At 39.6% G+C, this 17,187-nt stretch carries 26 protein-coding genes; 24 read left to right on the top strand and 2 right to left on the bottom strand.

Translation table 11 applies throughout. The features are described from left to right. Nucleotides 1-13: 13 nt before the first annotated feature. The 23 genes from rpsN to JFL43_RS17160 all read left to right on the top strand — a co-directional run bounded on the left by rpsN (nucleotide 14) and on the right by JFL43_RS17160 (nucleotide 14,759). A complete protein-coding gene (gene rpsN / locus JFL43_RS17270) occupies nucleotides 14-199 on the top strand; it encodes a 30S ribosomal protein S14 (protein WP_008406949.1) in 186 nt (61 codons plus the stop codon). A gap of 30 nt (nucleotides 200-229) precedes the next feature. Next, complete coding sequence (rpsH, locus tag JFL43_RS17265) at nucleotides 230-628, top strand: 30S ribosomal protein S8 (RefSeq protein WP_100795218.1); 399 nt, start codon at nucleotides 230-232, stop codon at nucleotides 626-628. A 31-nt stretch (nucleotides 629-659) separates the two neighbouring features. Then, nucleotides 660-1,199 (top strand): 50S ribosomal protein L6, encoded by a 540-nt coding sequence (gene rplF, locus JFL43_RS17260; protein ID WP_100795217.1) that lies wholly within the window; start codon nucleotides 660-662, stop codon nucleotides 1,197-1,199. Nucleotides 1,200-1,232: 33 nt separating this feature from the next. Then, on the top strand, nucleotides 1,233-1,592 hold the full coding sequence (rplR, locus tag JFL43_RS17255; RefSeq protein WP_100795216.1) for a 50S ribosomal protein L18: 360 nt from the start codon (nucleotides 1,233-1,235) through the stop codon (nucleotides 1,590-1,592). A gap of 21 nt (nucleotides 1,593-1,613) precedes the next feature. Further along, nucleotides 1,614-2,114, top strand: a complete 501-nt coding sequence (gene rpsE, locus JFL43_RS17250) for a 30S ribosomal protein S5 (protein WP_100795215.1) — start codon at nucleotides 1,614-1,616, stop codon at nucleotides 2,112-2,114. Nucleotides 2,115-2,127: 13 nt separating this feature from the next. Continuing rightward, entirely contained in the window at nucleotides 2,128-2,310 is a 183-nt protein-coding gene (gene rpmD, locus JFL43_RS17245; protein WP_100795214.1) for a 50S ribosomal protein L30, read from the top strand. Between the two features lie 32 nt (nucleotides 2,311-2,342). Next, nucleotides 2,343-2,783: a 50S ribosomal protein L15 gene (rplO, locus tag JFL43_RS17240; RefSeq protein ID WP_100795213.1), complete on the top strand. Its 441-nt coding sequence runs from the start codon at nucleotides 2,343-2,345 to the stop codon at nucleotides 2,781-2,783. Beyond that, nucleotides 2,783-4,069 (top strand): preprotein translocase subunit SecY, encoded by a 1,287-nt coding sequence (gene secY / locus JFL43_RS17235; protein WP_100795212.1) that lies wholly within the window; start codon nucleotides 2,783-2,785, stop codon nucleotides 4,067-4,069. Before rplO ends, secY begins: the two co-directional genes overlap by 1 nt. Nucleotides 4,070-4,133: 64 nt before the next feature. After that, nucleotides 4,134-4,787, top strand: a complete 654-nt coding sequence (locus JFL43_RS17230) for an adenylate kinase (RefSeq protein WP_100795211.1) — start codon at nucleotides 4,134-4,136, stop codon at nucleotides 4,785-4,787. A gap of 457 nt (nucleotides 4,788-5,244) precedes the next feature. Then, complete coding sequence (gene infA / locus JFL43_RS17225) at nucleotides 5,245-5,463, top strand: translation initiation factor IF-1 (RefSeq protein WP_100795209.1); 219 nt, start codon at nucleotides 5,245-5,247, stop codon at nucleotides 5,461-5,463. 37 nt (nucleotides 5,464-5,500) lie between these two features. Continuing rightward, nucleotides 5,501-5,614: a 50S ribosomal protein L36 gene (gene rpmJ / locus JFL43_RS17220; RefSeq protein ID WP_000868344.1), complete on the top strand. Its 114-nt coding sequence runs from the start codon at nucleotides 5,501-5,503 to the stop codon at nucleotides 5,612-5,614. A gap of 23 nt (nucleotides 5,615-5,637) precedes the next feature. Continuing rightward, nucleotides 5,638-6,003, top strand: a complete 366-nt coding sequence (gene rpsM / locus JFL43_RS17215; protein WP_100795208.1) for a 30S ribosomal protein S13 — start codon at nucleotides 5,638-5,640, stop codon at nucleotides 6,001-6,003. 25 nt (nucleotides 6,004-6,028) lie between these two features. Beyond that, nucleotides 6,029-6,418 (top strand): 30S ribosomal protein S11, encoded by a 390-nt coding sequence (rpsK, locus tag JFL43_RS17210; protein WP_100795207.1) that lies wholly within the window; start codon nucleotides 6,029-6,031, stop codon nucleotides 6,416-6,418. A 140-nt stretch (nucleotides 6,419-6,558) separates the two neighbouring features. Beyond that, on the top strand, nucleotides 6,559-7,503 hold the full coding sequence (locus JFL43_RS17205) for a DNA-directed RNA polymerase subunit alpha (protein WP_100795206.1): 945 nt from the start codon (nucleotides 6,559-6,561) through the stop codon (nucleotides 7,501-7,503). A 54-nt stretch (nucleotides 7,504-7,557) separates the two neighbouring features. Continuing rightward, nucleotides 7,558-7,938: a 50S ribosomal protein L17 gene (gene rplQ, locus JFL43_RS17200; RefSeq protein ID WP_100795205.1), complete on the top strand. Its 381-nt coding sequence runs from the start codon at nucleotides 7,558-7,560 to the stop codon at nucleotides 7,936-7,938. A gap of 421 nt (nucleotides 7,939-8,359) precedes the next feature. After that, the gene (locus JFL43_RS17195) at nucleotides 8,360-9,205 is read left to right on the top strand and encodes an energy-coupling factor ABC transporter ATP-binding protein (RefSeq protein ID WP_100795204.1); all 846 of its coding nucleotides are present in this window, start codon (nucleotides 8,360-8,362) and stop codon (nucleotides 9,203-9,205) included. Next, nucleotides 9,181-10,053, top strand: coding sequence for an energy-coupling factor ABC transporter ATP-binding protein (locus tag JFL43_RS17190; protein ID WP_200750012.1), 873 nt, complete (start codon nucleotides 9,181-9,183; stop codon nucleotides 10,051-10,053). The genes JFL43_RS17195 and JFL43_RS17190 overlap by 25 nt, the downstream gene beginning before the upstream one ends. Next, nucleotides 10,050-10,847 (top strand): energy-coupling factor transporter transmembrane component T family protein, encoded by a 798-nt coding sequence (locus JFL43_RS17185; RefSeq protein ID WP_100795202.1) that lies wholly within the window; start codon nucleotides 10,050-10,052, stop codon nucleotides 10,845-10,847. The genes JFL43_RS17190 and JFL43_RS17185 overlap by 4 nt, the downstream gene beginning before the upstream one ends. 22 nt (nucleotides 10,848-10,869) lie before the next feature. Then, nucleotides 10,870-11,619, top strand: a complete 750-nt coding sequence (truA, locus tag JFL43_RS17180; protein ID WP_100795201.1) for a tRNA pseudouridine(38-40) synthase TruA — start codon at nucleotides 10,870-10,872, stop codon at nucleotides 11,617-11,619. 173 nt (nucleotides 11,620-11,792) lie between these two features. Beyond that, a complete protein-coding gene (rplM, locus tag JFL43_RS17175) occupies nucleotides 11,793-12,230 on the top strand; it encodes a 50S ribosomal protein L13 (RefSeq protein WP_100795200.1) in 438 nt (145 codons plus the stop codon). Between the two features lie 21 nt (nucleotides 12,231-12,251). Then, nucleotides 12,252-12,644 (top strand): 30S ribosomal protein S9, encoded by a 393-nt coding sequence (gene rpsI, locus JFL43_RS17170; protein ID WP_100795199.1) that lies wholly within the window; start codon nucleotides 12,252-12,254, stop codon nucleotides 12,642-12,644. A 263-nt stretch (nucleotides 12,645-12,907) separates the two neighbouring features. Further along, the gene (locus tag JFL43_RS17165) at nucleotides 12,908-13,621 is read left to right on the top strand and encodes an N-acetylmuramoyl-L-alanine amidase (protein WP_100795198.1); all 714 of its coding nucleotides are present in this window, start codon (nucleotides 12,908-12,910) and stop codon (nucleotides 13,619-13,621) included. A 76-nt stretch (nucleotides 13,622-13,697) separates the two neighbouring features. Next, nucleotides 13,698-14,759: an Mrp/NBP35 family ATP-binding protein gene (locus JFL43_RS17160; RefSeq protein WP_200750011.1), complete on the top strand. Its 1,062-nt coding sequence runs from the start codon at nucleotides 13,698-13,700 to the stop codon at nucleotides 14,757-14,759. 55 nt (nucleotides 14,760-14,814) lie between these two features. Here JFL43_RS17160 and gerD read toward each other — a convergent pair whose 3' ends face one another. Then, on the bottom strand, nucleotides 14,815-15,423 hold the full coding sequence (gerD, locus tag JFL43_RS17155; protein ID WP_198517828.1) for a spore germination lipoprotein GerD: 609 nt from the start codon (nucleotides 15,421-15,423) through the stop codon (nucleotides 14,815-14,817). 150 nt (nucleotides 15,424-15,573) lie between these two features. Here gerD and JFL43_RS17150 point away from each other — a divergent pair, with 150 nt between their 5' ends. Next, nucleotides 15,574-16,254: a KinB-signaling pathway activation protein gene (locus JFL43_RS17150; RefSeq protein WP_100795196.1), complete on the top strand. Its 681-nt coding sequence runs from the start codon at nucleotides 15,574-15,576 to the stop codon at nucleotides 16,252-16,254. 160 nt (nucleotides 16,255-16,414) lie between these two features. Here the strand turns inward: JFL43_RS17150 and JFL43_RS17145 are convergent, their stop codons facing one another. Further along, nucleotides 16,415-17,068: a hypothetical protein gene (locus tag JFL43_RS17145; RefSeq protein ID WP_200750010.1), complete on the bottom strand. Its 654-nt coding sequence runs from the start codon at nucleotides 17,066-17,068 to the stop codon at nucleotides 16,415-16,417. Nucleotides 17,069-17,187 lie beyond the last annotated feature (119 nt).

Below are 17,187 nucleotides of genomic sequence, written 5' to 3'. Positions count from 1 at the left end.
GGAGGGCGAAAACGTGGCTAAAAAATCAATGATCGTTAAACAACAACGCACGCAAAAGTTTAAAGTGCAAGAATACACTCGTTGTGAACGCTGTGGGCGTCCACACTCTGTATACCGCAAATTTAAACTTTGCCGTATTTGTTTCCGAGAACTTGCTTATAAGGGACAAATTCCTGGCGTGAAAAAAGCCAGCTGGTAATCCCCTAATTTGGGAAGGAGGTAAAATGTAATGACAATGACTGATCCAATTGCAGATATGCTTACACGCATTCGTAATGCTAACATGGTCCGTCACGAGAAATTAGAGGTTCCGGCTTCTAACATCAAAAAAGAGATCGCTGAAATTCTTAAGCGTGAAGGTTTTGTACGTGACGTTGAGTATGTAGAAGATGACAAACAAGGTATCATCCGTATCTTCTTAAAATATGGCCAAAACAACGAACGTGTTATTACAGGATTAAAACGTATTTCTAAACCAGGATTACGTGTATATGCAAAAACTAACGAAGTACCTAAAGTATTGAACGGGCTTGGTATTGCTTTAGTATCAACTTCTAACGGTTTATTAACTGACAAAGAAGCTCGCGCTAAACAAGTTGGCGGAGAAATCTTAGCTTACGTTTGGTAATTAGCAACAAAAGAATGGAGGTGCAACATTAATGTCTCGCGTAGGTAAAAAACCAATCGAGGTACCTGCAACTGTAACTGTAACTGTCGCTGCTGGCAACACAGTAACTGTGAAAGGACCAAAAGGTGAACTTGTTCGCTCTTTTAACAAAGATATGACAATTGAACAAGAAGGTAACGTGATTACTGTATCTCGTCCTTCTGAATCAAAAGAACACCGTACTAACCATGGTACAACTCGTGCTCTTTTAGCAAACATGATTACTGGTGTTTCTGAAGGATTTGAACGTACACTTGAATTAGTTGGGGTAGGATATCGTGCTCAATTACAAGGAACTAAACTTGTATTGAACGTAGGTTACTCTCATCCAGTTGAGTTCACACCTGAAGAAGGAGTTTCTGTAGAAGTTCCTACAAACACTAAAGTTATCGTTAAAGGGATTAACAAAGAACGCGTTGGAGCTTTAGCTTCTAACATCCGTCAAGTTCGTCCTCCAGAGCCTTATAAAGGTAAAGGGATCCGTTATGAAGGCGAACACGTTCGTCGTAAAGAAGGTAAAACAGGTAAATAATGCTTCTTAAAGCATTAGAAAGGAGTGACCTCTGTGATTACGAAACAAGATAAGAATCAAGTTCGTAAAAAACGTCATGCGCGCGTGCGTTCTAAAATTACTGGTACTACTGAACGTCCACGTTTAAACGTATTCCGTTCTAACAAACACATTTACGCGCAATTAATCGATGATTCTCAAGGCCTAACACTAGTAAGTGCTTCAACTATGGATAAAGGGTTTGAAGGCAATGCTGGTAACTTAGAAGCTGCTAAGAAAATCGGTGAAATTATCGCTAAAAGCGCTACGGAAAAAAATATCAAATCTGTTATTTTTGACCGTGGTGGTTACTTATATCATGGACGTGTAAAAGCTTTAGCTGAAGCTGCACGTGAAAATGGTTTAGAATTTTAATAAGAAGGAGGTACACATTTCATGAGTCGCATTGACGCAAACAAACTTGAACTTGAAGAACGCGTAGTTACGATTAACCGCGTAGCTAAAGTTGTTAAAGGTGGACGTCGTTTCCGCTTCACTGCATTAGTAGTGGTTGGAGACCGTAACGGCCATGTTGGTTTCGGTACAGGTAAAGCTCAGGAAGTACCTGATGCAATTCGCAAAGCAGTAGAAGATGCGAAGAAAAACCTGATCGAAGTTCCACGTGTTGGTGGTACAACACCACACTTAATCATGGGTCGCTTCGGTGCAGGTAACATCATGATTAAACCTGCTGCTCCTGGTACAGGAGTTATCGCTGGTGGTCCAGTTCGTGCTGTATTAGAACTTGCTGGTATCACTGACATTCTTTCAAAATCACTTGGTTCAAACACACCAATTAACATGGTTCGTGCTACTGTTAAAGGTTTATCTGAACTTAAACATGCTGAAGAAGTTGCAAAACTTCGTGGTAAATCAGTAGAAGAACTATTAGGTTAAGGGGGGGAATTACATGTCAACTAAACTACAAATCACCCTCACTAAAAGTTTAATCGGTACTAAACCTGCTCAACGTAAAACAATCGAAGCGCTTGGCTTACGTAAAGTAAATCATACTGTTGAACATGCTGACAATGTAGCTGTTCGCGGTGCGATCACAAAAGTAGCACACTTAGTTACTGTTAAAGAGATTTAATTTAAAATCAATAACAAGGAGGTGCCACCCAAATGAAACTTCATGAGTTAGAACCAGCTTTAGGTTCACGTAAAGAACGTAACCGTGTAGGTCGCGGAATCGGTTCTGGTAACGGTAAAACTTCTGGTAAAGGGCATAAAGGTCAAAAAGCTCGTTCTGGCGGCGGCGTTCGTCCAGGATTCGAAGGCGGTCAAAATCCATTGTTCCGTCGTTTACCTAAACGTGGATTTACGAATATTAATCGTAAAGAATACGCTATCGTAAACCTTGACACTTTAAATCGTTTTGAAGACGGCACAGAAGTAACACCAGCTTTATTACTTGAAACTGGTGTTGTGAGCAACGAAAAAGCAGGAATCAAAGTTCTAGGTAATGGAACTCTTGAGAAAAAGCTTACAGTTAAAGCTCTTAAATTCTCAGCTTCTGCTAAGACAGCAATTGAAAATGCCGGCGGACAAATCGAGGTGATTTAATGTTTCAAACAATCTCTAACTTTATGCGCGTGAGAGATATTAGAAATAAAATCATTTTCACCCTTTTGATGTTGGTGGTTTTCCGTATTGGAACGTTTATCCCGGTACCAAACGTCGATGCTAATGTATTAAAAGCCACTGATCAATATAGTTTAGTTGGTTTCTTAAATACATTTGGCGGAGGAGCTTTATCAAACTTCTCGATTTTTGCTATGGGTATTATGCCTTACATTACGGCTTCTATCATAGTTCAGCTATTACAAATGGATGTTGTCCAAAAGTTCACTGAGTGGTCAAAACAAGGTGAAGTTGGTCGACGTAAAATCGCTCAATTTACACGTTACTTCGCAATTATCCTTGCATTTATTCAATCAATCGCAATGTCTTACGGTTTCAATCGTATGTACGGCGGTTCATTGATTAAAGATGAGGGTGTTATGACGTACTTAACAATTGCGATAGTGTTAACTGCTGGTACTGCATTTTTACTTTGGTTAGGTGAGCAAATTACTGAAAAAGGTGTTGGGAATGGTATTTCCATTATCATCTTCGCAGGTATCGTAGCTGCAATGCCAAATACAGTGAATCAAATTTATGCTTCACAATTCGAAGGTGCGGGAGAGCAATTGTTCATCCGTATTATCGTAATGGCTTTGATTGTATTAGCCGCTCTTGTGATTGTTGTTGGGGTTATCTACGTTCAACAAGCGTTGCGTAAAATTCCTATTCAATATGCAAAACGTGCTGGTGCACAAAGAGGAGCACAACAATCTCACTTACCATTGAAAGTAAATGCTGCTGGGGTTATCCCAGTGATCTTCGCTGTTGCATTTATCGTAACGCCTAGAACTATTGCACCTTTCTTTGGAGATAATAAAGCAACTCAGTTCATTCAAAGAACGTTTGATTACTCTCAACCAGTTGGGATGGTCATGTATGTAGCGCTAATTATGGCGTTTGCATATTTCTATGCGTTCGTTCAAGTGAATCCTGAAAAAGTAGCGGATAATCTGAAAAAACAAGGTGCCTATATTCCGGGTATTCGCCCAGGTCAAAGCACTCAAGATTATCTAACACGTGTTTTATATCGCTTAACATTTGTAGGAGCGATTTTCTTATCGCTAGTTGCGATTCTTCCAATCATTTTTATTAATGTTGCGAAGCTTCCAGAGTCAGCTCAAATTGGCGGTACTAGTTTACTAATCATAGTCGGTGTTGCACTGGAAACGATGAAACAATTAGAATCACAACTTGTGAAACGCCACTACAAAGGTTTTATGAAATAATGTTGGTTTTTGGGACGATTATCGTTCCTTGAACCTTCAAACTAATCTGAGGGGAGCTCTCCGTATGAATATCATTTTGATGGGTTTGCCTGGTGCTGGTAAAGGCACTCAAGCAGACAAAATTGTTGAGAAGTACGAAATCCCTCATATTTCTACAGGCGATATGTTCCGTGCAGCTATTAAAGGTGGTACGGAATTAGGTCTTACAGCAAAATCGTTTATTGATAAAGGTGCTCTTGTACCTGATGAAGTAACGATTGGTATCGTTCGCGAACGCTTAGGCCAACCTGATTGTGATCAAGGCTTCCTACTAGATGGTTTCCCGCGTACTATTGAACAAGCTGAAGAATTAGATACTATTTTATCTAATCTCGGTAAAAAAGTAGAATATGTAGTAAACATCGAAGTAGAACAAGAAGAATTGATTAAACGTCTAACAGGTCGTCGTATCTGTAAAGTATGTGGCTCTGCTTATCACTTAGTGTTCAATCCTTCAAAAGAGGAAAACATTTGTGATAAAGACGGAGGAGAACTTTATCAAAGAGCAGACGATAATTCAGAAACGGTTACAAACCGTCTGGAAATAAATATCAAACAAACACAACCTTTACTTGATTTCTATCAAGCTAAAAATGTGTTAACAAATATCAACGGACAGCAAGACATCTCAGATGTGTTCGCTGACGTAGATGCTCTATTACAGGGCAGCCGCAACTAATACCCGAATCCCGGGTGCAGATAACTGCCTCCGCGGGGAGTATGCGGTAGCAACGGAAATGTATTTTCGAGAGCTGCAAAAGCATATTGTGCCCGGTCTATGCACTGATGAATTAGCTGCATCGGTATACAGGATACCCTTTGTCCTTGATGCAATCCTAGTTCTGAAAGGGTATAATGGGTTTCGTGGAAGCGTCTGTGTAAGCGGGTATGGAAGAATCTTATCCAAGACAATTCCGGATGGTCGTGTTGACATGAGGGAAACAGGGTTCAACCGGGAAGTCAATTCCATGGGTTGTGAGAAGCGAAACCTGATGAGCGTCTTTCGAACATCTCTCATACAATCCAAACATATGTTGAGACGAGTCGCTTCTTTCATGAAAGAAACACACTTGCAGCAAATTCCGTTTGATTTGACGATGAGAACCTGAATTGCATATAGAAGGGAGACAGGGTCGATGGCGAAAGACGATGTAATTGAAATCGAAGGCACAGTTGTTGAGACTTTGCCAAACGCGATGTTTAAGGTAAAATTAGAAAATGGTCATACAGTTCTTGCTCACGTATCGGGCAAAATTCGTATGCACTTTATTCGCATCTTACCTGGAGATAAAGTAACTATTGAGTTATCTCCGTATGATTTAACTCGCGGTCGTATCACATACCGTTTTAAATAATCTTTTGCACTCCGGACCACTAAGGAGGTTAGGTTAGATGAAAGTGAGACCATCTGTGAAACCGATCTGCGAAAAATGTAAAGTTATTCGTAGACGCGGTAAAGTAATGGTAATCTGTGAAAATCCTAAGCACAAACAAAAACAAGGTTAATTTGAAGGAGGTGCACAACGTATATGGCACGTATTGCTGGTGTTGACATTCCTCGCGACAAGCGCGTTGTAATTTCATTAACTTACATTTACGGAGTAGGTAACACAACTGCTAAACAAGTTCTTGCAGATGCAGGTGTTTCTGAAAATACTCGAGTTCGCGATCTTACTGAAGACGAACTTAATAAAATCCGTGAACAATTAGACTCATATAAATTAGAAGGTGATCTTCGTCGTGAGATCTCTCTTAACATTAAACGTTTGATGGAAATCGGATCTTTCCGTGGTATCCGTCACCGTCGCGGTTTACCTGTTCGCGGTCAAAATACGAAGAACAATGCGCGTACGCGTAAAGGTCCTCGTAAAACTGTAGCGAACAAGAAAAAATAATCGGTAAAGGAGGTTTCTTCTTAACATGGCACGTAAACAACAAACTCGTAAACGTCGTGTGAAAAAGAATATCGAATCTGGTATTGCTCACATCCGTTCTACATTTAATAACACAATTGTAACCATCACTGACATGCAAGGTAATGCTGTTTCTTGGTCAAGTGCAGGTGCTCTAGGATTCCGTGGTTCTCGTAAATCAACTCCTTTTGCTGCACAACTGGCTGCTGAAGCTGCTGCTAAAACATCAATTGAACATGGTTTAAAAACATTAGAAGTAACTGTTAAAGGTCCTGGTGCAGGTCGTGAAGCTGCTATTCGTGCGCTTCAAGCTGCAGGTTTAGACGTTACAGCAATTAAAGATGTAACTCCAGTTCCACATAACGGTTGTCGCCCACCAAAACGTCGTCGTGTATAATTGATGAATCTCAATCTGTTGATTGAGAATCTCATTTCTTGTACAAACTGAATTGTGCAGACACATGATTGATTAGACATTCGATTTTATGTAGGAAATAAAAATCATACATTCGATGTTTTGAAGGAGGGTAAATTTGAATGATCGAAATTGAAAAACCAAAGATTGAAACCGTTGAGATCAGCGATGATGCCAAATACGGCAAGTTTGTTGTAGAACCACTTGAGCGTGGATATGGAAACACTTTGGGAAATTCTTTACGTCGTATCCTTCTGTCTTCTTTACCAGGAGCTGCTGTTACTTCAATCCAAATTGACGGCGTACTACACGAATTCTCTACTATTGAGGGCGTTGTAGAAGATGTTGCTTCAATTATTTTGAATATTAAAAAGCTAGCTTTAAAAATCTATTCTGATGAAGAAAAAGTCATTGAAATCGATTTTAAAGGTGATGGGGTAGTAACTGCTGCGGATATAACGCATGACAGTGACGTAGAAGTTTTAAACCCAGATCTATATATCGCAACTATTGCTAAAAATGGTCATCTTCGTATGCGTATGTATGCGCAACGCGGACGTGGTTACACTCCTGCTGATCAAAACAAACGCGAGGATCTTCCTATCGGTGTGATCCCGATCGACTCTATTTACACTCCAGTTTCACGCGTCAACTTCCAAGTTGAAAATACTCGTGTTGGACAATCGTCTGATTACGATAAACTTTCACTTGATGTATGGGCAGATGGCAGCATCGGTCCTAAAGAGGCGATTTCGCTCGGAGCAAAAATATTAACCGAGCACTTAAATATCTTCGTTGGTTTAACAGACGAGGCACAAACTGCTGAAATCATGGTTGAAAAAGAAGAAGACCAAAAAGAAAAAGTCTTAGAGATGACTATCGAAGAGCTTGATCTTTCTGTGCGTTCTTACAACTGTTTAAAACGAGCAGGTATCAACACTGTTCTCGAACTTGCTAACAAGTCAGAGGATGACATGATGAAAGTTCGTAACCTAGGACGTAAATCATTAGAAGAAGTAAAAGCGAAGTTAGAAGAGCTTGGTTTAGGGTTACGCGAAGAAGACTAAGCGAACTTTTATATAAAAGACTGATCAGTTATTGAACAAAGGAGGGAAACATCCATGGGTTACAGAAAACTTGGACGTACAAGTTCTCAACGTAAAGCGATGTTACGCGATCTAGCGACTGACCTAATCATCAATGAGCGCATTGAAACAACAGAAACTCGTGCTAAAGAATTACGTTCGGTTGTTGAAAAAATGATTACTTTAGGCAAACGCGGAGACTTGCATGCACGTCGTCAAGCAGCTGCTTATATCCGTCGTGAATTAGCGACTACTACTGACGCAGAAGGCAACGAATCAACAGTTTACGCTTTGCAAAAATTGTTCGATGATGTAGCGCCACGCTACGCTGAACGTCAAGGCGGTTATACACGCATTATGAAAATGGGACCTCGCCGCGGTGACGGTGCGCCTGTAGTTGTGATTGAACTAGTTTAATCATACGATGCGGAGGAGGGTGTCAGGTTCATTGCTATTTGAACTGCACCCTCTTTTTTTCAAAATAACAATTAAGATTTATACGACAAATTTAAAAGCTGAGTGTTATGATGAGCGGACATAAAAGCCGACTCGTTTAGCTCTACGCACCTCATTCACCCTTAAGGTCTGAGCAACCATAAGAACGGAGATACGAAACAAAGCGCATTTCTCTGAATGGGGTGCGCGCTTTTTTATTTAATTTGGAAGAGCACTTGCTCTTGTCCACTAAATATTAGCAATGAAGAGAATCGACTTTCGCCGTTATGTGCAAAAGTCGTATTTTTCTAAGGAAGAATTTTTTCAGCTAGTATTAATACATAAAACAGTGTAAGTTAGAGAGAACAGCAGAGCGAAGTTGAGCGAGAGGAGTTTTGAGCAAATGGATGAAATCTTATCACTGGATCACATAACATTTACATATTCCCCGGATGAACCGAATGTTAAGAACGCGGTTGAAGATGTATCATTTACTGTACATGAAGGCGAATGGATAGCGATTGTTGGTCACAACGGGTCTGGTAAATCGACTATCGCGCGTCTTATGAACGGACTATTGTTTCCGCAGCAAGGAACGATTAAAGTCATGAATGAGCCATTAACAGAAGAGAATCTATGGGAAATCCGATCACAAATGGGCATGGTATTCCAAAACCCAGATAACCAATTTGTTGGAGCGACAGTACAGGATGACGTTGCTTTCGCACTTGAAAACAATGGCATACCATATAAAGAAATGGTCAAACGTGTACATGAAGCACTACAGCAGGTAAAGATGGATCAGTTGTTAAATCATGAGCCCCAGCATTTATCAGGTGGACAAAAGCAGCGTGTAGCGATTGCGGGTGCACTTGCATTAAAGCCGAGATTGCTCATTTTAGACGAAGCTACATCTATGCTTGATCCTCAAGGTCGCGCAGAAGTACTCGCTACTGTACAAGCATTGCGTGAGGAAACAGGTTTAACTGTACTGTCCATTACGCATGACTTAGAAGAAGCCATTTTGGCTGACCGTATGTTATTTATGAATGGCGGCGAGAAATTTGCTGAAGGAACGCCATCTGAAATTTTCGCTTTAGGCGACCAATTATTAGATCTTGGATTAGACTTACCATTTGCTATGAAGCTTACGAAGCTTTTGAAACAAGATGGTGTCGAACTTCAAGGAGAGCACATGACAGAAGAAGAGCTGGTGAATGACTTATGGACATCCAACTTCAAAAAGTAAGCTATGCATATGCAAAAGGCACTCCCTTCGAAAAGAGAGCGTTATTTGATGTTGAATTGGCTATTCCTTCAGGTAGCTATCAAGCCATCATAGGTCATACAGGTTCAGGCAAGTCGACGATTTTACAACATCTTAATGCACTTCTAAAACCTACTGAGGGTGCTTTGCAAATCGGAGATCGTACAATTACAGCTGGTAAAAAGGCGAAGGATTTAAAACCGGTTCGTCAAAAGGTAGGGATTGTATTCCAATTCCCTGAGCATCAATTGTTTGAAGAAACGGTTTTAAAGGATATTATTTTTGGCCCGATGAACTTCGGTGTCTCTGAACAAGAGGCGACAAAGCGTGCGCACAAACTAATTGAGTTGGTTGGCTTACCACATACTATACTTGAGAAGTCACCATTTGATTTATCAGGTGGTCAAATGCGTCGAGTAGCGATTGCAGGTGTACTTGCAATGGAGCCGGAAGTAATCGTCCTAGATGAGCCAACAGCTGGACTTGACCCACGAGGTCGTAAAGAAATTATGGATTTATTTCTGCAACTGCATAAAGAGCGCAATTTAACGACAATTCTTGTGACACATAGTATGGAGGATGCGGCGCGTTATGCTGACCGTATTGCGATTATGCACGAAGGTAAATGTGTTTTAACAGGAAGTCCAGAAGAAATTTTCGGTAATGCTGAGAAGTTAGCAACTTATCGTTTAGAGGCGCCTCGTATTGTACGTTTCCAAAGAGAGCTTGAAGCGAAGATTGGCCGTCGATTGCAGACGCTTTGTCTAACAGAAGAAGAGCTTGCCAGAGCGATTACGGCAGCTGTTCGAGAGGAGCGTGCGGGCCAATGATGGAAAAAATGATCTTCGGTCGTTTTATGCCAGGGGATTCCTTCGTGCATAAACTAGATCCACGATCGAAGCTACTTTTTGTATTCGCGTTTATATTTATTGTGTTTTTTGCGAATAATCCAGTGACTTACGCGGGATTGCTTGTGTTTGCGTTACTAGTCATTTTCGTTTCGCGAATTAAATTATATTTTTTAATAAATGGCTTAAAGCCTGTTATTATATTAATGGTTTTTACATTCTTGCTTCATATCTTCTTCACGAAGGAAGGCAATCCAATCTTTGAGTGGAAGTTCATCCATGTGTATGAAGAAGGTTTGAGACAAGGGATATTTATTTCAATCCGTTTTTTAGTGTTAGTATTTATGACCTCGATTTTAACGCTAACAACATCACCGATTTCAATTACAGATGGTTTAGAAGTACTTTTGAATCCATTCAAAAAATTGAAGCTACCTGTGCATGAATTAGCATTAATGATGTCGATTTCACTCCGCTTCATCCCAACGTTAATGGATGAAACAGATAAAATAATGAAGGCACAAATGGCCCGTGGCTCCGATATTAGTACCGGCCCGATCAAAGAACGTGTAAAAGCGGTTGTACCACTGCTAGTACCACTCTTCGTTAGCGCATTTAAGCGTGCGGAGGATTTGGCTACAGCAATGGAAGTACGTGGCTACCGAGGCGGAGAAGGCCGTACACGCTATCGTCAGCTGAAATGGGATGGTAAGGATACATTAGCAATGATCCTACTTGTAGCCATGACAGCGTTATTAATAACCCTTCGTAGTTAATAAATGAGGAGATTGCATAACGATGAAAAGAAGAATGAAAGCAACAATCGCATATGATGGGACGAACTTTTCGGGTTACCAAGTGCAACCTGAAAAGCGTACCGTGCAGGAAGAACTTCAAAAAGTGCTTACCACCATGCATAAAAATGAGATTGTCCACGTGACTGCTAGTGGAAGAACAGATGCAAAGGTGCATGCAACTGGCCAAGTCATCCATTTTGACACGACGTTGTCCATTCCTCTTGATCGTTATGCACAAGCATTAAACGTCCAATTGCCGAGAGACATCCGCATTGTGGAAATAGAAGAGGTGTCTGAGGACTTTCACGCGAGATTTAGCGTACATGGTAAGCGGTATCGCTATATCTGGTCTTGTGAAGCCGTACAGAGCCCTTTTAGACGTTTTTATGCGACGCCAACCAATGGTGTAAAGCCAAATGTTATGGCAATGCAAGAAGCAGCGCAGTATATTCTTGGGACACATGATTTTTCATGCTTTTGTGCAGCCAATACAAGCGTGAAAGATAAAGTGCGTACTGTCGCAAAGCTGGACTTTGAATGGCATGGTAAGGAATTACATATGACAATCGAAGGAAACGGCTTTTTGTATAATATGGTGCGAATTATCGCAGGTACTTTATGGGAAGTTGGAATTGGCAAGCGCCAAGCCGATGAACTAGCCTCAATCGTAGCTTCATTGGAGCGAGGAAAAGCCGGAAAAACCGCGCCACCACACGGATTGTACTTAGAATCCGTGTTCTATAATGACTGAAGCAACATCACCAGGTGTTTTTATCGAACCACTTGACAAAACTTGCTATTCGTTATAATATAACATATGGTATTTTCATTACCCCACTCGATAAGCCCCGAATCTTATAGTGTTGTGGATAAAGAAAACAATTGGAACAGAATAATAGAAACAATTAGTAGGAGGATACTAACATGCGTACAACATTCATGGCTAAAGGTCACGAAGTAGAGCGTAAATGGTTAGTAGTTGATGCAGAAGGCAAAACTCTAGGTCGTTTAGCTTCTGAAATCGCTGCTATCTTACGCGGTAAACATAAAGCAATTTTCACACCAAACGTTGACACTGGGGATCACGTAATCCTTATCAATGCTGGTAAAATCGAATTAACTGGTGATAAATTGAAAAAGAAAATTTATTACCGTCACACTCAATTTGCAGGTGGTTTAAAAACACGTACTGCAGGTGAGATGAAAGAAAAATATCCAACTCAAATGTTGGAATTAGCAATTAAAGGCATGCTTCCTAAAAACTCTTTAGGTCGTCAAATGTTCACAAAACTTCACGTATACGCTGGAGCAGAACACCCACATGCAGCACAAAAACCAGAAGCATATGAGCTTCGCGGATAATTATTAGAGGAGGAAACACCCTTGGCACAAGTTCAATATATCGGCACAGGTCGTCGTAAAAGTTCTGTAGCTCGCGTACGTTTAGTACCAGGCGAAGGAAACATCATTGTTAACAATCGCGACGTTGAAAACTACGTTCCATTTGCAGCTTTACGCGAAATTATTAAACAACCATTAGTAGCAACTGAAACAGTTGGAAGCTATGACATTCACGTTAATGTAAATGGTGGTGGATACACAGGTCAAGCAGGAGCAATCCGTCATGGTATTGCACGTGCTTTACTAAAAGTTGATCCTGATTTCCGTCCAGCACTTAAATCAGCAGGTCTACTTACTCGTGATTCACGCATGAAAGAACGTAAAAAACCAGGTCTTCGCGGCGCTCGTCGTGCACCTCAGTTCTCAAAACGTTAATCTTTCAACATTCAAGCACTCTCCATTATATTTGGAGGGTGCTTTTTTATGTTCATTTGCAATATTACATATATTAAGGCTCAACCCTAAAATCTATTCATGCTATGTAGACAAATTATTATTGATAATAATGTATCTGTTACGGGGCTGGTTTTTTATACCCAAAATACAATACGCTGTATAAACGATTCTATATAAGCTCATCATTACGACATAACATCATATCGAACCGCATATATTAATGCAAAAGGCGGTGTCTTTATTTGAAGCGATGGCTTATATTGGGGACGATACTACTTGGCTGTTTAATTTTTGTCGTATATGAAACGCAAGCATCAGATCGAGGATTTTTCATCTCAGAAACACTTGGTGGAGTGAAGGTTGTTTTAGACGCTGGGCATGGAGGGATAGATGGTGGGGCATCTAAAGATGATATTATTGAAAAAGATATAACACTAGCCATTGCGCTCAATGTAGAGAAGAAGCTGAAGAAAAAAGGTGCTACTGTATTTATGACGCGTACTAAAAATGGAGATGTCATTTCAGAGCATGCATCTGATCAATCATATAACACATTGCGCGAACGTAAAAAGCAGGATATTTTCCTAAGAGAGCAACTTGTGGCAAAACAGAATCCTGATATTTTTATTAGTATTCATGCGAATGCTATTCCAGAGACAAAGTGGAGAGGTGCCCAAGTATTCTATCATCAGGACGGTCATGCTGGTGGTGAATTTTTGGCAAAGGAAATTCAATCGTCTATTCGTGAGAATTTGAAGAATACGGAGCGAGAAGCTTTATCTATTAAGCAGGTGTATTTATTGAAAAAAGCAACGATGCCGTCTGCGTTAGTGGAGACAGGCTTTATTAGCAATCCAGAAGAAAAGAAATTACTAATATCGAAAAAATACCAAGATCAAATGGCAGATGCAATTGTAGAAGGAATCGAGCGGTATTTTGAGATTAATATTGAGTGAAGCAACTCATAAACCTAATTCATACCCTTTGTGATATACTAAAATTCGAAAAAAGATATTTAGAGGAGTGTCTACTGTGATGAACGAACAACAAGTCCGTGAATTAGTCGGAGCATTAAAAGATCCTTTTTTACATAAAACAATAGCAGAAACAAACGGTATTATAGACGTTTCAATCAAAGAAGAAAAAAATCATGTAAGTGTTAAAGTAGCAATCGCTAAAACAAATACACCAGAACAAATGCAATTACAAATGCAAGTTGTAGATACATTGAAGAACGCTGGAGTGGGAACAGTGGGTATTCGTTTTGAAGAGCTTCCATCAGAAACACTAGAACAATTTCGTGGTACAGCAACAAGAGCGGAAGCACAAGATGTACTGTCACCACTAAACAATGTGAAATTTATCTCAATCGCTTCAGGTAAAGGCGGCGTAGGTAAATCAACTGTTTCAGTTAATCTCGCTGTAGCTCTTGCGCGTCTTGGCAAAAAAGTAGGCCTAATCGATGCTGATATTTATGGCTTCAGTGTGCCTGATATGATGGGTGTACAAACGATGCCGGTAGTAGAAGAAGACCGCATTATTCCAGTTGACCGTTTAGGTGTGAAGATGATTTCTATGGGCTTCTTCGTAGAAGATAACGCACCGGTAGTATGGCGTGGACCAATGCTTGGTAAAGTATTAGACCAATTCTTCCGCGATGTAGAGTGGGGCGAGCTTGACTACTTACTATTGGACTTACCTCCAGGTACAGGGGATATTGCACTTGATATACACCAAATGCTACCTGAATCAAATGAAATCGTTGTCACAACTCCGCACCCAACTGCTGCATTCGTAGCGGCTCGTGCTGGCGCAATGGCCATCAAAACAGATCATAATATCCTTGGTGTTGTTGAAAATATGTCTTGGTTCCAATCAAAAATGTCTGGTGAGCGTGAATTCGTCTTTGGTGAAGGTGGCGGTCCTAAATTGGCTGAAGAACTTCGCACGGAATTACTTGGTCAAATTCCATTAGGTCAACCTGACTGGAATGATGTTGATTTCGCACCATCTGTTTATGCTGAAAATCACTCAACAGGTCAAATTTATCTTGATATCGCACGTAATGTGATTGGAAAATTAGAAGAGAAATAATCTTAAAAAGAAGCGAGTACCTTTTAAAAGGTACTCGCTTTTTAGTACACATAAATCATTTTTCCCCCTGCTTTCCTTTTTCTCCACCAGAATCACTGCTGCTCTTGCCACCTTTAGATTTTTCTTCACCGCCAGATGGTTCACCAACAGATTGGATAAGTTTCAGCCATTTTTCTTGTAAAAGTGGACTTTCAATCGTTTCTGCAATGACCTTTTCTAAGTTTTCTTTAGAATTGGCCGACTTTAAAATTTTCTCCAGTTGCTTTTGCATATCGGGCTGTCCAAAAAATTGCTCCAGGTCTTTTTGGAATGAAGCATCCTTCATAAGATCTTTCATAACCCCTTCTTGCTCTTTTTTCATACTTTTAGCAAATGTTTCACGGAATTTGGGATCCTCAAATTGTTTTTTCCAATAAGCTTCGGCTTCTTTGGATAGCATTGTCTCTTCAATTGCTTTCTTTACATCTTCATGCTCCAATATAAGCATATCCCGGAAGCTACTATCTTCTAGAAGCTGACGCATTGCCTTTTTACCATCTTCAGATTGCAGTGAATCGAGTACAATCTTTTTCATTTCATCATAAGACTGTGTGTTTTGCTGATTTGCAGAACAGCCATACAAGAAAACGACGAAGGAAAATGATAAGATGATCTTTTTCACCATTCGAATTCCTCACTTTCTCCACTATGCTTTCATTTATTGTTCACAATTGACGAAGGAATATGTATTGATTTGCACGAGAAATAGATTTTTTACACATTCGTTGTTAGAATGAAACAAGAAATTGTTTTTATAAACGGAGGACTTTTAGTCGTGACGATACGAAATTGGTTTAAATTTTTCTTAAATGCAATGTTAATCGGTGGTTCCATCACGGGGATTTTAAGTTTATTCATCCGATGGAATGACTTTTATGCTGTACATTTTTCGAATGGAGAATGGGCAGAGTTATTTTCCGGTTTCGCTTGGTTTGTTATTTTAGGTTTTACAATGAGTGTTATTGCACAGATGGGATTCTTTGCATATTTAACAGTGCACCAAATAGGCGTGAATATTTTCCGTTCCTTAACATTATGGAATTGGGTGCAAATGCTAATAATCGTTATAACACTAGTTGATTTAGTTTGGTTCCGTTTTAAACCATATGCTCACACTGCTCAAGATTGGTTATTGTATTTTGGTTTATTGCTAATTTTACTAGCAGGTTCTATAGCTACAGCGATTAAAAAAACAAAGCTAACGAAGAAACATGTTCTTGTCCCAGCACTATTCTTTATGATCGTTGTGACGACATTAGAATGGTTAATCGCACTATGGGTACGTACTGAAGGTGGAGACGAATACGTAACATTATTATTATTCCCTCTATTAGCAGTAAATGCTTTCCAATTACTAGTTTTGCCAAAGTATAACGCAAAATCAGATGAGGACCGTTTAAAATTAGAAGAACGCCGCAAAGCACGTAGACTTGCGGAAGCAGCTAAAGCAAAGTAATAAGTAAAAGTGATGGCCTGTAATATAAGGTCATCACTTTTTTTATGGATAAAGATTATCGTTAAATTTAGAGTAGAAAATCATATTAAGCTGTCTGTTTTTAGAGAAGCAACCATCTGGCTAAGCGACGATCAAACTACTTTCAGTAACAAACAATCTCTCATGGAAACTTTTTTTCTTTCACATCGTAGCCGAAAATCGTTTCCTCTATAGAAGAAAAGGTATATTTTGCACGCAATTCATCAATCTTTTTAAAACTCATCCGTTCTTCTTTGTGCATAAGAGCAGTAATAATATCTCCTTTTACAAGCATAGGGAGTTTATCATTCGTCCATACTTTAGAAGAGCCAAGCATATTAATTTGTTCTTGCCATAAAACTTGGCGCATATCACTAGGGAATAGTTGGTCTTTTGTTCTAAACCAAAGTGGTTTTACACCAAAGTGCTTTTCATAAACAGCTATGTCTTCCTCCAAAGCCTGTAAGTTACTTTCATAATAGGTACTATTTTTACCTAACAGTCCAGTAGCAATTTTCTTCTCTTGAATTAATTGAATAATCGTAGGGGAACGATTAATCCAATCCGTGTCTAATAACAATAGAGGATACGGGGCAGATAGTGACTCTAGCCATTGCTCCAACTCTTGATCGCCAAAAGAAACATCGATCGTTAAAGTTTGCCCATGAGTTCCTTTCGCAATAATATTCGGTCCGTCCGTTACATTAAAAACTTCTAATAGTTTCTCTTTTGTAGGAATAAATAATAATAAAGCACACAAAATAAAAATACTTAAAATGATAATTTTCCGCATCATATCAACGCTCCCACTCATTTTTTATAAACACTAAAAAACCCCCTATTACTTTTTTATGATAAAGTGTTGACAATAATGCAGAATGAATGATAAGATATGTAAGTCGTCAAAACAAAACG

It is taken from the genome of Viridibacillus soli, assembly GCF_016612995.1.
GTDB lineage: Bacteria > Bacillota > Bacilli > Bacillales_A > Planococcaceae > Viridibacillus > Viridibacillus soli.
Note: the sequence above shows the minus strand (reverse complement) of the source record. Positions and strands in the feature narration are given on the sequence as shown.